Source organism: Escherichia sp. E.sYA108, assembly GCF_011754335.1.
GTDB classification, from domain to species: domain Bacteria; phylum Pseudomonadota; class Gammaproteobacteria; order Enterobacterales; family Enterobacteriaceae; genus Escherichia; species Escherichia coli.
The window spans coordinates 4994942-5009776 of sequence record NZ_JAAQVZ010000001.1; the positions used below are offsets into that span (position 1 = coordinate 4994942).

The window sequence follows — 14835 nt, forward strand, 5'->3', positions numbered from 1 at the left end:
AACGGCGACGACTATTCCAGATTGGCGTGGCGCTTAAACAGTTCACTTTCCGGCGCACCGCTTTCAGCAGCCATCTTCATCACTAATGCATCGGCAATCACCAGCAAAGCTTGCTCATACAACGACGCCATCGGCTGTGCCGAGCGGAAAACAGAATCTTTTTGATTTTTGGAAGGGGCATTGATTTGCACGATGACGTCGACAAACTCGGTGATAGTGGCGTGTCGATTCGTGGTTAACACCGCCACAGCGCCGCCAAACTGACGTGCTTTTTTCGCCAGTGCCACCAGTTGTGCTGTCTCACCGGAAGCGGAAGAAACGATAAACAGATCGCCAGGCCCAAAGTTCGGCGTAATGGTTTCCGTCAGGAAGTAAACCTCTTTGCCCATATGCATCAGGCGCATGGTGAAGGCTTTCATGGAAAAGCCGGCACGCCCCAGGCCATAGCAGAAAACGCGCTGGCTTTGCTGAATAGCGTCGATCAATTTGGTGCAGTCATCCTCACGGATAGAGTCCTTAACGAAGGTTAATTCATTGATGATCTCAGTGATGTACAGCTTTGCGTCCATTTCACACCTCATGAAATAATTTTTCTAAAACACAAAATCTCATGAAATTTTATTTCATTCCAATGCATCAGTATGAAATGTGAAGCTAGTCACAAGAAAGAGAGTAGATTGTATATAACTATTTGAATTTAAGAATTATTTCTCTTTTTAAGAAAGATAAGCTTGAGGGGAAGGTGAAATCAGCCATAAAATTTTGCGGCTGTAACTGCCCTGTAAAAATCACAAACTGAACTCGTCTCTGGCTATACACCGAACAACTGATAACTCTTCATTGTTATAGATTATATTCATAACAAATATTAATCACTGCAAAATATTCATGTTTATTATTAATGATTACAGATTTTCCTCATGAAAACTGGTCTAAAGTGAAACATTTTATTTCCCATATTTAAATCCATTAACTTGAGGAGTAAATAATTATAAACAAATAGCAATATTGTTTATTTTTAAAACATCAAGCAATAAAGAGAGTTCATCAAAGATGAGTGATGAAATTTACCTGACCATAACCGGAGAACAACAAGGATGTATTTCCTCTCGTTGCGGAACGAGCGCATCAATAGGTAATCGCTGGCAGATTGGCCATGAAGATGAAATCTTCGCGTTCTCGCTATCTAATAGTATTACGAATACAGGCAAAGGGTCACAATTACATGGCCTTAGTTTCTGTAAGTTGATTGACAAAAGCTCCCCGTTACTTATTAACGCTATTAACAATAACGAGCAGTTGTTCATGGAGTTTGACTTCTATCGGATCAATAGATTTGGTCGATAGGAGAAATATTACAACATTCAACTCCGCGGCGCGCTCTTATCAGCAATCAATCACCTGTTTACTGAGAACAATCTGGATACAGAAACCATCACTGTCAGTTATGAATATATACTCTCCAGGCATCTGATTGCTAATACTGAATTTAGTCATTTGGCATTTCCCGATAACTACAACCGTCTGTTTATACCACGGCAAAAAACTAAAGATAATAATGGCCTCAAAACACTCAATAGTAAAGCGGTTGGCAGACTGCTTGCTGCTGGCGGCATATACAATGGGAATATCGAAGGATTCAGGGAAACAGCAAACAAGTTGGGAGGAGATGCACCTGCTGGTTACGATCAAGTTATGGATAACAAAGGGTTACTCATCGCTGGTGCTTCAATAGTTGCTGGAGTTGTTCTGGGAAGAATGAGATTCCCTGATTTGGAATCATTTGAGCATTTCGGAGCCAGAGGAGCAGTATCAGGAAGACCATTTAATCCCGACCTTGCCGGTGGTCCAATAGAAAACCTGACGATAGATGGCGTAACAATCAATAGGGAAGGTATCGCTATTGTTGAAAAGCATATCTCCAGATTTGATCATGATCCAGCTAATGATGTAATGATTTCAAGGCTAAAAAAAATAGCAAATAAAGAATTGCTTCCTGAAAAATACGATCTGAACTACTATACTCATGAATGCCGCGAGTATCAGCGTTATTGTAATTTAGGATGGGAAACAGGTGAACCGAATGGTTTAGATGGATATGAATTATGGAATAATGCACATACTGCAACTCTAGAAGACTTTAAAATTAAAGATACTGACTTATTTCATCCGGATGCAAAAAAATGACGATTACGATAGTTGAATTTAACGTGCTGAAAGTTATGGCTGAGAAAGATATTGACTGGAGCTGGATGGTGCTGGATCGTACTTTAGCTATACGAAATATTCCAGGATTTGGCAACGTAGCGAATATCGTAACAAAGCTGGTTAATCATGGGTTGGTTGATATCGTAAATGGTGAGGGCAACTCTAAACCACGCTACAGAGTTTCTCAATATGGATTGAATCTTATCAAAGAACAACAAGACAACCTCTTCTGATCCAGCCATTACAGGAGCATGATTTACATTGTGATCTTTCAATAAGATACTCATCAATTTTGGTACAGAATATCGTGATCACTAAAAATGAACTTAACGTGCTGAACGTTATGACTGAGAAAGATATAAACTGGAACTGGATGAATCTCGATCGCACACTATCCATAAGGCAAATACCAGGATTCGGTAATGTTGTTAATATTGTTAACAAATTAGCTAACGAAGGTTTGGTTATTATTGAGGATAGCGGGCATAAGTCTATGCCTCACTACCACGTTAGTGAAAAGGGATACAATCTCGTGCAACGTGAGAATAAATAACGTAGCGTTGATTACTGAACGGAATCACTCAAAACTGTGTTTTGCGAAAAAAACGATTCGGTTATTTCTACTCCTGAAGATCTGCTTCAATCTGGCACTCATGCAAAATGGCTTCCAGTACTGGAAGCCATTATCGTACTGCAATTTACAATGACTCGTTAATACTCATCATCCCCGACGCAAATTCTGCGCCGCCTGCACCATGTTCGCCAGTGCCGCGCGGGTTTCTGGCCAGCCGCGCGTTTTCAGGCCACAGTCCGGGTTGACCCACAGACGCTCTGCCGGAATGCGTTTTGCCGCTTTCTTCAGCAAGGCTTCAATCCATTCCACGCTCGGTACGTTTGGCGAGTGAATGTCATAGACGCCAGGACCGATTTCATTTGGATAATCAAACTCTTCAAACGACTCCAGCAACTCCATGTCGGAACGCGAGGTTTCGATGGTGATGACGTCTGCGTCCAGCGCCGCAATCGAATCCATGATGTCGTTGAACTCGCAGTAACACATGTGAGTGTGGATTTGTGTGTCATCTTTCGCCACGGCGGCGTTGATACGGAAAGCCTCCACGCCCCACTGGAGATAGGCATCCCAGTCGCTGCGACGCAGTGGTAAACCTTCGCGCAATGCCGGTTCGTCAATCTGAATGATGCCAATTCCAGCGGCTTCCAGGTCCGCGACTTCATCACGCAGCGCCAGCGCAATTTGTTTGGCGATGGTTTCACGGCTGACATCTTCACGCGGGAACGACCAGCAGAGAATAGTCACCGGGCCGGTCAACATCCCTTTCACCGGTTTATCAGTCAGGGATTGCGCATATTTTGCCCACTCCACGGTAATCGGTGCCGGGCGGCTAACGTCACCAATAACAATCGGTGGCTTCACGCAGCGGGAACCGTAGCTCTGTACCCAACCGTTTTGCGTAAAGACAAAGCCATCCAGATGCTCGCCAAAGTATTCCACCATGTCATTACGCTCGGCCTCGCCATGTACCAGCACATCCAGTCCCAAACGTTCCTGCTCAACAATGGCCTGCTTGATATGTTCCGCAATGCCCGTGCGGTAGTTATTGGCGTCGAGATTACCCTTTTTAAAATCCAGACGCAGGGTACGAATCTCCGTGGTTTGCGGGAAGGAACCAATCGTGGTGGTCGGCCACGCGGGCAGTTTAAAACGCGCACGCTGAGCTTCAGCACGCACTTCATAGACATTCGCACGCTGACTGTCCTGGGCGGTGATCGCCGCCAGACGCTTTTCTACTGCCGGATTATGTACACGAGTAGAGTGACGACGCGCCTGAATCGGAGCGCTCCACTCTGCCAGAGCTGCCGTATCACCACTGTTCAACGCATCGCGCAGCAATGCCAGTTCATGACATTTTTGCAGGGCGAAGGCAAACCAGCTTTTCACTTCTGCATCAAGACGCGTTTCCACGCTCAAGTCGATGGGGCTGTGCAGCAACGAGCAGGAAGATGCCACCCACAAATCGCGTTTGCCGACAATGTCCTTAATTTGCGCATATTTCTCGGTAAGATCGGCGCGCCAGACGTTACGACCATTGATAAGACCCGCAGACAGCAGCCAGTCAGAAGGCAGACGCTTGTGCAGTTCAGCAACGTCATCTTTACCATGTACGAGATCGACATGCAGACCCTGAACAGGCAGCGCAGTAATCGTGTCGAGGTTTGGCGTTACGCCTTCAAAATAGGTGGTCAGCAGCAGTTTCACCTGTCCCTGGAGCGCGTCGTAAGCGGGTTTGTATGCGTCCAGCCACGCCTGCGGCAGTTCCAGTACCAACGCGGGTTCATCAATCTGTACCCACTCGATGCCGCGTTTCGCCAGTTCTGCCAGCACTTGCTGATAAACCGGCAGAATGTCGTTCAGCAGGCTCAGGCGATCAAACTGTTCACCTTTCACTTTACCCAGCCACAGGTAGGTAATCGGCCCCAGCAGCACAGGTTTCACCTTGTGGCCCAGCGCCAGCGCCTCGTCCACTTCCTCCAGCAGCTGCGTCCAGGTCAGTTTGAACTGTTGGCCTTTAACGAACTCCGGCACCATGTAGTGATAGTTGGTGTTAAACCATTTGGTCATTTCCGCTGCCGCCGCAGGTTCGCCAGTCGGTGCACGTCCACGACCAATACGGAACAGGGTGTCGATATCTACCGAACCATCTTTGTTCTGATGACGTGGCGGAACATTACCCAGCAGCAGACTGGTGGTCAGTACATGATCGTACCAGGCAAAATCGCCCACCGGCAGCAGGTCGATACCCGCTTGCTTTTGTTGATCCCAGTGACGAGCACGCAATTCACGCCCTACCGCCAGCAGTTCTTCACGCGTGGAGTTCCCCGCCCAATAACTCTCTTGCGCTTTTTTCAGCTCGCGACGCAGGCCAACGCGAGGGAAACCGAGGGTGTGATTAAGAATTGTCATTATATGCCCCTTATGGAATTTTTAGTATTTAGCCGTCCAGATGTTTACACATCCATAATTGGCGGTTACTGTATATTCCTCAAGCGCAAATTATTCATGCCGAAGTGAAGGACTTTCATGATCGAAGTAAAACACCTGAAAACGCTACAAGCGTTGCGGAACTGCGGCTCACTCGCAGCCGCTGCGGCGACGTTGCATCAAACGCAATCCGCCCTGTCTCACCAGTTTAGCGATCTGGAACAACGCCTTGGCTTCCGGCTATTTGTGCGTAAAAGCCAGCCGCTTCGCTTTACACCGCAGGGAGAAATCCTGTTGCAACTGGCAAATCAGGTGCTGCCGCAAATTAGCCAGGCACTGCAAGCCTGCAATGAACCGCAGCAGACGCGCCTGCGCATTGCCATAGAGTGCCATAGCTGTATTCAGTGGCTGACGCCCGCATTAGAAAGTTTCCATAAGAACTGGCCGCAGGTGGAGATGGATTTTAAATCGGGCGTAACGTTTGATCCGCAGCCTGCGTTGCAACAGGGCGAGCTGGATCTGGTGATGACGTCCGATATTCTGCCGCGCAGTGGCCTGCATTATTCGCCGATGTTCGACTATGAAGTGCGTCTGGTGTTAGCACCTGACCATCCACTGGCGGCAAAAACGCGTATTACACCGGAAGATCTCGCCAGCGAAACGCTGTTGATTTATCCGGTGCAGCGTAGCCGACTGGATGTCTGGAGGCATTTTCTTCAGCCAGCAGGCGTCAGCCCGTCACTGAAAAGCGTCGATAACACCTTATTGTTGATTCAGATGGTTGCCGCACGGATGGGTATTGCCGCACTACCGCATTGGGTGGTGGAGAGTTTTGAACGCCAGGGTCTGGTGGTCACCAAAACCCTGGGCGAAGGCTTGTGGAGCCGACTGTACGCCGCCGTGCGCGATGGCGAGCAGCGTCAGCCGATTACAGAAGCGTTTATTCGTTCAGCGCGCAATCACGCCTGCGATCATCTGCCGTTTGTGAAGAGCGCGGAGCGACCCACTTACGATGCACCCACAGTGAGGCCAGGATCACCAGCGCGCCTGTAATAAACGTTGGCCAGTGCGGCTGTTGGTGCCAGATAGCCAGGTTTACCAGCAGCCCTGCCGGAACGTGCATATTATTCATAATGCCCAGCGTTCCGGCGTCCACCTGCGTCGCGCCGTAGTTCCACATAAAGTAGCCAATCCCGGAAGCCACCACGCCAAGAAACACCAGAATGCCCCATTGCAACGTGGTTTGCGGCATTTTCTGCGCATTTCCCAGCAAGAACCATGCAATCACTGCCACCAGGAACGCGCCAAGATAGAACCACGCAAAGGCGTTATGCTGCGGCATCGGGCGAGTTTCCATCAGACGTTTGTAACCCACCATGCCGATGGCAAAAGTGATATTGGAGAGTTGCACCAGCAATAAGCCAGTCCAGAAATGGTCGGTGACCTGATCATAGCGAATAATCCCGGCACCAATCACCGCCAACAAGGCGCTAAAAGCATAGCCCCAGCGCAGACGGCGCTTACTCATGATGTCATAAATCAGCGTGATGTAGAGCGGCGTCAGTACGGTGAACAGCAACAGTTCGGAGACCGTCAGGTAGAGATAGGCGCGGAAACTCAGCATATACATCACACCGAGCTGCATCGCGCCCACCAGCATATACAGGCCAACCGTTTTCAGGCTATTGCCACGGGTGCGCAGAAACGGCAGAAAAACGAGTGCCGCCAGACCAACGCGCACCAGCACCGCAAAATAGCTATCGACGTGCCCCGCAAGGTACTCGCCATAAAAGCTAAAGGAGAAGGCCCACAGAATCGTGGTGATGATAAGTAGCGCCACAATGGAAAACTCTTTGATTAACGAGTATCCATTGTAGCGAAGTATCAGGTTGACAACTGACCAAATAAAGAACAATTACGATAAATAGAGCTTACGCAGATAATGCGGCACTGCGTCTTCGGCGTTAGTACCAATCACTTCCAGCTCTGGATGCAGATCTTTCAGCCGTTGATGCGCGCTGCCCATAATGCAGCCTTTCCCCGCCATCGACAGCATTTCGGCATCGTTCATTCCATCGCCAAAGGCAATACAATCTTGCAGGCTGTAGCCCAGTTTCTTCGCCACCGCTTCCAGCGCATGGCCTTTTGAAACGCCGCCCGCCATCACTTCCAGGCAGGTTAAGGTAGAGAAACTGACATTGACGCGATCGCCCCAGCGAGCGTTAATCGCCTGCTCCAGTGGCAGAAGTTTTTCATGGGAATCGCAGGTGAAGAACACTTTGCTGACGCCTTCCGGCTCCAGCAATCCCGGCTCATACAGCGCATAATTGAACACCGCTTCTTTGAAAAAGCGCATCTCTTCCGGGCGATGGCGATTCATAAACCATTCATCATCGCGATAAACGTTAGTAATGATCTCCGGGTTGTCGTTGACCACGCCAAACAGGTCACTGGCAATGTCGCGATCCAGGTTATGAGCAAAAATCAGGTTGCCATCCAGATCGTGAACGCGCGCGCCATTGGAGGTAATCATGTAAGACTTAATCTCCAGATTATCGCGAATTTGCCCCACATCAACGTGGTGACGACCGGTCGCAAACACAAAGTTGATGCCGCGCGCGGTGAGCAGCTTCAGAGTTTCTTTGGCGTAAGGGGATAACGTATGGTCGGGAGAAAGTAACGTGCCATCTAAATCAGACGCAACAACCTGGTACATAAGAAATTTAAACCTCTGTAGAGCGGTTTCCGCTGGGTGAGTTATGCCTGTTGAAAAAATCAACGATAGCGTGGAGCGCGACTGAGCGCATTGCGTCCTTTTCAAAAAGGATCTCATGGTACGCACCTTTAATTACCAACGGCCGTCCTCCTTCGACAGGATGGCCCGCAGCGGTGCGTAGTTCACAAAAACGGTCGTGCATGCGGTTATCCACCACGCGTTCCTCTTCAGCTTGTAAGAGAAGCGTTGGCGTGGCGTCATCACCCGCACCGGCTAACACCTGTTCGCCAGCCAGAATACTTTCGCGTACCCAATGGTAGGTCGGCCCACCGACGCGAATCGTTGGGTCATCAGCATAGAAACGTAAGTTACGTCGATATCGCTGTCTGCTGTGGGTCAGTACGTTGATAGCAAACGGCAACGCGCGCCAGCGCCCGGTGCCTATCGCATAGCCATCACGGAAACGTGGATGCGCTTCGGCCCAGTTAAGGATCTGCCGTGCCATAAATGACGGCATACGAATCACAATCCCAAACATTGGCGCAGTTAGCGCAATGGCGTCACATACACCTGGATGGCGTTGCAGAAATAATGTGGAGATCGCACCGCCCATCGAATGTGCCAGTATATAGCGTTTACGCCACGGACCGGGCTGAACCTCCTGTTGCCAGAATGCCGCCAGATCATCAACATAATCATTAAAGCGATTAACATGCCCGAGATGTGGATCGGCTAACAGGCGACCGGAACGTCCCTGCCCGCGATGGTCGATGATTAAAACATCAAACCCCAAATGGAACAGGTCGTAGGCCAGTTCCGCATATTTTACGTAGCTCTCAATACGCCCCGGACAGATGACTACCACCCGGTCATGGTGCTGTGCGCGAAAACGGACAAAGCGAACCGGAATGTCATCCACACCAGTAAACTCTGCTTCATCACGCTGACGCCAGAAATCAGTCAGCGGTCCCATGGTAAAAGCAGCAAACGCGTTTTCTCTTGTTTCCCAGTCTTTTTGCTGCTGAAACATCGGGTAATCTGCCTCTTAAACCACGTAAAATCGTTTTTTTAAGCGTGCCTGACACAACGCTGCGACAGTAGCGTATTGTGGCACAAAAATAGACACACCGGGAGTTCATCATGACCTTAGAATGGTGGTTTGCCTACCTGCTGACATCGATCATTTTAAGCCTGTCGCCAGGCTCTGGCGCAATCAACACCATGACCACCTCGCTCAACCACGGTTATCGCGGCGCGGTGGCGTCTATTGCTGGGCTTCAGACCGGACTGGCGATTCATATTGTGCTGGTTGGCGTGGGGTTGGGGACGCTATTTTCCCGCTCAGTGATTGCGTTTGAAGTGTTGAAGTGGGCAGGCGCAGCTTACTTGATTTGGCTGGGAATACAGCAATGGCGCGCCGCTGGCGCAATTGATCTTAAATCGCTGGCCTCCACTCAATCGCGTCGACATTTGTTCCAGCGCGCAGTTTTTGTGAATCTCACCAATCCCAAAAGTATTGTGTTTCTGGCGGCGCTATTTCCGCAATTCATCATGCCGCAGCAGCCACAACTGATGCAGTATATCGTGCTCGGCGTCACCACTATTGTGGTCGATATTATTGTGATGATCGGTTACGCCACCCTTGCTCAACGGATTGCTCTATGGATTAAAGGACCAAAGCAGATGAAGGCGCTGAATAAGATTTTCGGCTCGTTATTTATGCTGGTGGGAGCGCTGTTAGCATCGGCGAGGCATGCGTGAAAATAATGTCGGATGCGGCGTAAACGCCTTATCCGACTTACTCTGATGACGCGTCTGGCATTAACGCGAAATAATCAAATGAATGCCAAATCCGGCAAATAACGCCCCGGCAAAACCATCAATCCACTTCGCCAGACGTTGATAACCACGGCGCATTTGCGGCAGAGCAAACAGGCTGGCAACGACGGTAAACCACGCCAGTGTTTCGACAATAATCAACGCGAAAATGCCCCAGCGTTCGGTGGTGCCGACATTATCACCGACAAACAGCGAGAACACCGAACCAAAGTAGATAATCGCTTTAGGGTTCGCGAGATTGGTCAGTAAGCCCTTAAGAAAACTGCGCCCGCTTTTCGCCAGTTCGACTTGTGGCGCAGGGGCAGAAACAACCTCTTTTTTCAGTGCACCACGTAGCATCTGGTAACCCATCCAGCAGAGATACAGGCCACCGCCCACCATAATCAGCGTATGCAGCCAGGCCATTTTTTCGATAATCAAATGTAGGCCAAGCAACGCAATCCCAGCCCAAACCATTACGCCGCAGGTAATGCCCAGCACGCCCATCATCGCTTCTTTACGGGAACGACTAACAGCGGTCTGAGAGACAAAAAAGAAATCGGGACCGGGGCTCATAAGCGCCACAATGTGCACCATGGCGACGGTGAGGAATAACATCAACATACATTAGACTCGCGGGGGAAACGTTTACGGAGTCTTCATCCTGGCACTTTTTTATGCTGCTGACTACTCTTCGTCGTCACCATCGACATGCGCACGAATCAGCGCCATAAACGGTTTGCCAAAGCGTTCCAGCTTGCGCATACCAACGCCGTTAACGCTGAGCATTTCGCTGGCGGTGATCGGCATCTGCTCCGCCATCTCAATCAAGGTTGCGTCGTTAAACACCACGTACGGCGGGACATTGCTTTCATCGGCAATCGATTTACGCAGTTTGCGTAATTTGGCGAACAGTTTGCGATCATAGTTGCCGCCGAACGATTTCTGCATCGCTTTCGGTTTGAGCGCCACGATACGCGGCACGGCAAGTTGCAAAGAGGATTCGCCGCGCAGCACCGGACGCGCAGCCTCTGTCAGTTGTAGGGCAGAATGCTGGGCAATATTTTGCGTCACCAGGCCGAGGTGAATCAGCTGGCGGATCACGCTCACCCAATGTTCATGGCTTTTATCACGGCCCATGCCATAGACTTTCAGTTTGTCATGACCATAGTCGCGGATACGCTGGTTATTAGCACCGCGAATCACTTCCACCACATAACCCATCCCAAACCGCTGATTCACACGACCAATGGTGGAAAGGGCAATCTGAGCATCGGTTGAACCGTCGTACTGTTTCGGCGGATCGAGGCAGATATCGCAGTTCCCGCACGGCTCCTGACGCCCTTCGCCAAAATAGTTCAGCAATACCAAACGACGACAAGTTTGCGCTTCGGCAAACGCGCCCATCGCATTGAGTTTATGACGTTCGATATCCTGCAACTGCCCCTGCGGCTTCTCTTCCAGACAACGGCGCAGCCACGCCATATCAGCCGGATCGTAAAACAGCATCGCTTCCGCGGGCAGGCCATCACGCCCGGCGCGTCCAGTTTCCTGATAATAGGATTCGATATTGCGCGGAATATCAAAATGCACCACGAAGCGAACGTTAGGCTTGTTGATGCCCATGCCGAACGCCACCGTCGCCACCACAATTTGCAGGTCATCGCGCTGGAATTTTTCCTGCACATCAGCGCGAACATTATTTTCCAGCCCGGCATGATAGGCCGCCGCGCTAATTCCCTTGCTTTGCAGGCGTGCAGCGGTGTCTTCTACTTTTGCGCGGCTGTTGCAGTAGATAATTCCCGACTTACCGCGTTGTTCCTGTACGTAGCGCATCAACTGATCGAGCGGTTTGAATTTCTCCATCAGCATGTAGCGAATATTCGGACGGTCAAAACTGCTGATTTGAATTAGCGGATCGTTCAGCCCCAGCAGGCGCACAATATCCTGGCGCGTGGTGTCATCGGCTGTGGCAGTCAGCGCCATAAACGGGAGCGTCGGAAAACGCTGACGCAGCTGACCGAGGGCAGCGTATTCCGGGCGGAAATCGTGACCCCATTGGGAGATACAGTGCGCTTCATCAACGGCTAATAACACCGGATTCCAGTGCGCCAGATGCTCAAGAAAGTTATCCAGCATCAGGCGTTCCGGCGCGATATAAAGCAGGCGGATTTGCCCGGTGCGGCAGCCTGTCATTACTTCAAGCTGCTGCTCGCGGGTTTGCGTCGAGTTAAGGCACGCCGCCGCCACGCCGTTGGCTTGCAGTTGATCTACCTGATCTTTCATCAACGAAATCAGCGGTGAGACAACCACGGTAAGGCCGTTTAGCAATAAGGCAGGGATTTGATAGCAAAGGGATTTTCCGCCACCAGTGGGCATGACGACCAGGCAATCGCGACCGGAAAGTACGGTGTCGATAATCTCTTCCTGGCCGGGGCGAAACTGTTGGTAGCCAAAGGTTTCTTGTAAAACCTGTTTAGCTCCGGACTCCAGATTCAACACTTCCGCCTGCGCCACATTCACCCCGATTGCCTGAAATAAAAACAGGCGCTATTTTCAGCGCCTGCGCGAGAAACTGCAATGCTTTTAGTCTCTGAGAGGGTAATCCTGGATGCTGGATTCCAGATTTGCCAACCATTCATCAAAACAGGTCGTTTAGCATAACTCCCACACCAACGCGGGTCTGGTTGAAGTTATAGTCGATGAGCGATTCGCCGTAACCGCTGTAAACCTGAGTATAAAGGCGCACATGTTTGGTGATCGGGTAGCTTAAGCCTAACTCCGCGCCGCCGTAACCGGTGTTCCAGTTGTACTGCCCTTTCGCGCTCAGTACCGCATCACCGAGGTGATAGCCGATTTTAAGCTGGTAGTAACCCATATATTTGGTGATGTCCGGGTTATCGTCCGTATTCCCCACCACATACCACGGCTTCACCTCTACCAGCCAGTTACCGTTTTCTGCCATCAGGCGGGTATAAAGGCGGTTCCAGCTGCGGGAAGTCGGGTCTGAACGCCCGTTTGAGTCGTGGTTGTAGCCCATTTCCACATCGCGCAGCGTCCAGCCAGCAAAGTTGTAATCCGTGGCAAAACCGAGGAACAATTGCGGTTCGTAGTTAGTTTCACGAAACGGTGATGACTCATCGCTATTAGAAAGCTGCCACCAGGATTTCTGTGTGTAGGAGGCGCCCAGTACAGAGTTTGGCCCCAAAATCCCACGCCACAGCGGAAACGCCAGGCTCAACTGGAACTTTACTTCATCCTTACGCGCGTTTTCCGCCCAGTCGTAACTGGCAATCGCTTCTTTATTCAGATCGCTGGTTTGGGTGTAGATGATGTAGTTGGTGTCATAAGGATAAAGGGTGAACGGATTGTCATGCTCCTGCAGCATATTGGCGATAATACTGCCACGCACCGCTGGCGCGTCATGCACCTCTTTCACCGTTGCCTCTTGTGCATATACTGCCATAGGCAACATAAACACCGGCAACAACCAGCCCTGCAGAGTCCGCATCGCTCGTGTTCTCCGTAACGAATTATTGATAAGGTGAATATTTTCTGCGGGCTATTTTACATACTTAACTCCATAGCCGTTAGTTATCCCTTCCTAAAGTGGAAACCAACAATAAAGAAGCATAAAATCAACATTTCATTAACTAATGAAGTGTAAGGATGTTATGTCTGCCGTACTGACCGCTGAACAAGCCCTCAAATTAGTGGGTGAGATGTTTGTTTATCACATGCCATTTAACCGCGCATTGGGGATGGAACTGGAGCGTTACGAAAAAGAGTTCGCACAGCTGGCCTTTAAAAATCAGCCGATGATGGTGGGCAACTGGGCGCAAAGCATTTTACACGGCGGGGTCATTGCGTCGGCGCTGGATGTCGCCGCAGGTCTGGTGTGCGTGGGAAGTACCTTAACCCGCCACGAAACCATCAGTGAAGATGAACTACGCCAGCGGCTATCGCGGATGGGGACCATTGATCTTCGCGTCGATTATCTGCGCCCAGGCAGAGGCGAGCGTTTTACTGCTACCAGTAGCCTGTTACGTGCAGGCAATAAAGTCGCCGTCGCCCGCGTTGAATTACACAATGAAGAACAGCTTTATATTGCCAGTGCCACCGCCACCTATATGGTAGGTTGAAGACATAAAAGCAGGTAAACTGCTGTTACCAATTAAAAATGAGTATTCCCGATGGATGCAAAACAAACGCGGCAGGGCGTATTACTCGCTCTTGCCGCTTATTTTATTTGGGGTATTGCGCCAGCGTACTTCAAACTGATTTACTACGTGCCCGCCGATGAGATCCTGACGCATCGCGTGATCTGGTCGTTTTTCTTTATGGTGGTGCTGATGAGCATTTGCCGCCAGTGGTCCTATTTAAAAACGCTGATTCAGACGCCACAGAAAATTTTTATGCTGGCAGTCTCTGCCGTGCTGATTGGCGGCAACTGGCTACTGTTTATCTGGGCGGTGAACAATCACCATATGCTGGAAGCGAGCCTTGGTTACTTTATTAACCCGCTGGTGAACATTGTGCTGGGGATGATTTTCCTCGGCGAGCGATTCCGCCGGATGCAATGGCTGGCGGTGATTCTGGCGATATGTGGAGTGCTGGTTCAGTTGTGGACTTTTGGTTCACTGCCGATCATCGCGCTGGGGCTGGCGTTTAGTTTTGCTTTCTACGGCCTGGTGCGCAAGAAGATTGCTGTTGAAGCGCAAACCGGCATGTTAATCGAAACTATGTGGTTGCTGCCCGTGGCGGCGATTTACCTGTTTGCTATTGCCGACAGCTCAACCAGTCATATGGGGCAAAACCCGATGTCGCTGAATTTACTGCTGATCGCCGCCGGTATTGTCACCACCGTGCCACTGTTGTGTTTTACTGCAGCGGCGACACGCCTGCGTCTCTCAACGTTAGGCTTTTTCCAGTACATTGGTCCGACGCTGATGTTCCTGCTGGCTGTGACGTTTTATGGTGAAAAACCGGGTGCCGATAAGATGGTAACTTTCGCCTTTATTTGGGTGGCGCTGGCAATTTTTGTGATGGATGCGATTTATACGCAGCATAGAACGTCCAAATAAAAAATAAA

General features: G+C 50.1%; 14 protein-coding genes and 1 pseudogene. 7 read left to right on the top strand and 8 right to left on the bottom strand.

Going from position 1 to position 14835, the window contains the following annotated elements; translation table 11 throughout:
- Positions 1-11 precede the first annotated feature (11 nt).
- A complete protein-coding gene (hxlB, locus tag HBM92_RS23850; RefSeq protein WP_000339041.1) occupies positions 12-569 on the bottom strand; it encodes a 6-phospho-3-hexuloisomerase in 558 nt (185 codons plus the stop codon).
- Positions 570-1053: 484 nt separating this feature from the next.
- Between hxlB and tssD the strand changes: the two are divergent.
- The 3 genes and pseudogenes from tssD to HBM92_RS25550 all read left to right on the top strand — a co-directional run bounded on the left by tssD (position 1054) and on the right by HBM92_RS25550 (position 2761).
- Positions 1054-2187: pseudogene (tssD, locus tag HBM92_RS25545) on the top strand (type VI secretion system tube protein TssD).
- On the top strand, positions 2184-2441 hold the full coding sequence (locus HBM92_RS23865) for a hypothetical protein (protein ID WP_000156431.1): 258 nt from the start codon (positions 2184-2186) through the stop codon (positions 2439-2441). The pseudogene tssD and the gene HBM92_RS23865 overlap by 4 nt, the downstream one beginning before the upstream one ends.
- Before the next feature lie 74 nt (positions 2442-2515).
- Positions 2516-2761, top strand: coding sequence for a hypothetical protein (locus HBM92_RS25550; RefSeq protein WP_001298603.1), 246 nt, complete (start codon positions 2516-2518; stop codon positions 2759-2761).
- A gap of 168 nt (positions 2762-2929) precedes the next feature.
- On the opposite strand, the gene metE is transcribed toward HBM92_RS25550, so the two are convergent.
- The gene (metE, locus tag HBM92_RS23870) at positions 2930-5191 is read right to left on the bottom strand and encodes a 5-methyltetrahydropteroyltriglutamate--homocysteine S-methyltransferase (RefSeq protein ID WP_000153937.1); all 2262 of its coding nucleotides are present in this window, start codon (positions 5189-5191) and stop codon (positions 2930-2932) included.
- A 117-nt stretch (positions 5192-5308) separates the two neighbouring features.
- On the opposite strand from metE, the gene metR reads away from it, so the two are divergent.
- Positions 5309-6262 (top strand): HTH-type transcriptional regulator MetR, encoded by a 954-nt coding sequence (gene metR, locus HBM92_RS23875; RefSeq protein ID WP_000573634.1) that lies wholly within the window; start codon positions 5309-5311, stop codon positions 6260-6262.
- On the opposite strand, the gene bioP is transcribed toward metR, so the two are convergent.
- From bioP to pldB, 3 genes are all read right to left on the bottom strand, one after another.
- On the bottom strand, positions 6150-7049 hold the full coding sequence (gene bioP, locus HBM92_RS23880) for a biotin transporter (protein ID WP_001196237.1): 900 nt from the start codon (positions 7047-7049) through the stop codon (positions 6150-6152). The two genes, metR and bioP, sit on opposite strands and share 113 nt — an antisense overlap.
- Positions 7050-7124: 75 nt before the next feature.
- Positions 7125-7925 carry a sugar/pyridoxal phosphate phosphatase YigL gene (yigL, locus tag HBM92_RS23885; protein WP_000285366.1) on the bottom strand — a complete coding sequence of 267 codons (801 nt, stop codon included), beginning with the start codon at positions 7923-7925 and terminating at the stop codon, positions 7125-7127.
- Positions 7926-7932: 7 nt separating this feature from the next.
- Complete coding sequence (gene pldB / locus HBM92_RS23890; protein WP_000487654.1) at positions 7933-8955, bottom strand: lysophospholipase L2; 1023 nt, start codon at positions 8953-8955, stop codon at positions 7933-7935.
- A 110-nt stretch (positions 8956-9065) separates the two neighbouring features.
- Between pldB and rhtB the strand changes: the two genes are divergently transcribed.
- On the top strand, positions 9066-9686 hold the full coding sequence (gene rhtB, locus HBM92_RS23895) for a homoserine/homoserine lactone efflux protein (protein WP_000171710.1): 621 nt from the start codon (positions 9066-9068) through the stop codon (positions 9684-9686).
- Between the two features lie 60 nt (positions 9687-9746).
- On the opposite strand, the gene rhtC is transcribed toward rhtB, so the two are convergent.
- From rhtC to pldA, 3 genes are all read right to left on the bottom strand, one after another.
- Positions 9747-10367 carry a threonine export protein RhtC gene (rhtC, locus tag HBM92_RS23900; protein ID WP_000928839.1) on the bottom strand — a complete coding sequence of 207 codons (621 nt, stop codon included), beginning with the start codon at positions 10365-10367 and terminating at the stop codon, positions 9747-9749.
- 63 nt (positions 10368-10430) lie between these two features.
- Complete coding sequence (gene recQ, locus HBM92_RS23905) at positions 10431-12260, bottom strand: ATP-dependent DNA helicase RecQ (protein WP_000035581.1); 1830 nt, start codon at positions 12258-12260, stop codon at positions 10431-10433.
- 124 nt (positions 12261-12384) lie between these two features.
- The gene (pldA, locus tag HBM92_RS23910; protein WP_001259692.1) at positions 12385-13254 is read right to left on the bottom strand and encodes a phospholipase A; all 870 of its coding nucleotides are present in this window, start codon (positions 13252-13254) and stop codon (positions 12385-12387) included.
- A gap of 163 nt (positions 13255-13417) precedes the next feature.
- Between pldA and yigI the strand changes: the two genes are divergently transcribed.
- On the top strand, positions 13418-13885 hold the full coding sequence (gene yigI, locus HBM92_RS23915; RefSeq protein ID WP_001277142.1) for an acyl-CoA thioesterase YigI: 468 nt from the start codon (positions 13418-13420) through the stop codon (positions 13883-13885).
- Between the two features lie 51 nt (positions 13886-13936).
- A complete protein-coding gene (rarD, locus tag HBM92_RS23920; protein ID WP_000339101.1) occupies positions 13937-14827 on the top strand; it encodes an EamA family transporter RarD in 891 nt (296 codons plus the stop codon).
- The last annotated feature ends 8 nt before the right edge of the window (positions 14828-14835 follow it).

Excerpts from the sequence above, each read along its gene's own strand:
- rhtC (WP_000928839.1), bottom strand. The coding sequence starts at position 10,367 with ATGTTGATGTTATTCCTCACCGTCGCCATGGTGCACATTGTGGCGCTT.
- yigL (WP_000285366.1), bottom strand. The coding sequence starts at position 7,925 with ATGTACCAGGTTGTTGCGTCTGATTTAGATGGCACGTTACTTTCTCCC.
- yigI (WP_001277142.1), top strand. The coding sequence starts at position 13,418 with ATGTCTGCCGTACTGACCGCTGAACAAGCCCTCAAATTAGTGGGTGAG.
- pldB (WP_000487654.1), bottom strand. The coding sequence starts at position 8,955 with ATGTTTCAGCAGCAAAAAGACTGGGAAACAAGAGAAAACGCGTTTGCT.
- HBM92_RS23865 (WP_000156431.1), top strand. The coding sequence starts at position 2,184 with ATGACGATTACGATAGTTGAATTTAACGTGCTGAAAGTTATGGCTGAG.
- rhtB (WP_000171710.1), top strand. The coding sequence starts at position 9,066 with ATGACCTTAGAATGGTGGTTTGCCTACCTGCTGACATCGATCATTTTA.
- metR (WP_000573634.1), top strand. The coding sequence starts at position 5,309 with ATGATCGAAGTAAAACACCTGAAAACGCTACAAGCGTTGCGGAACTGC.
- metE (WP_000153937.1), bottom strand. The coding sequence starts at position 5,191 with ATGACAATTCTTAATCACACCCTCGGTTTCCCTCGCGTTGGCCTGCGT.
- pldA (WP_001259692.1), bottom strand. The coding sequence starts at position 13,254 with ATGCGGACTCTGCAGGGCTGGTTGTTGCCGGTGTTTATGTTGCCTATG.
- rarD (WP_000339101.1), top strand. The coding sequence starts at position 13,937 with ATGGATGCAAAACAAACGCGGCAGGGCGTATTACTCGCTCTTGCCGCT.
- hxlB (WP_000339041.1), bottom strand. The coding sequence starts at position 569 with ATGGACGCAAAGCTGTACATCACTGAGATCATCAATGAATTAACCTTC.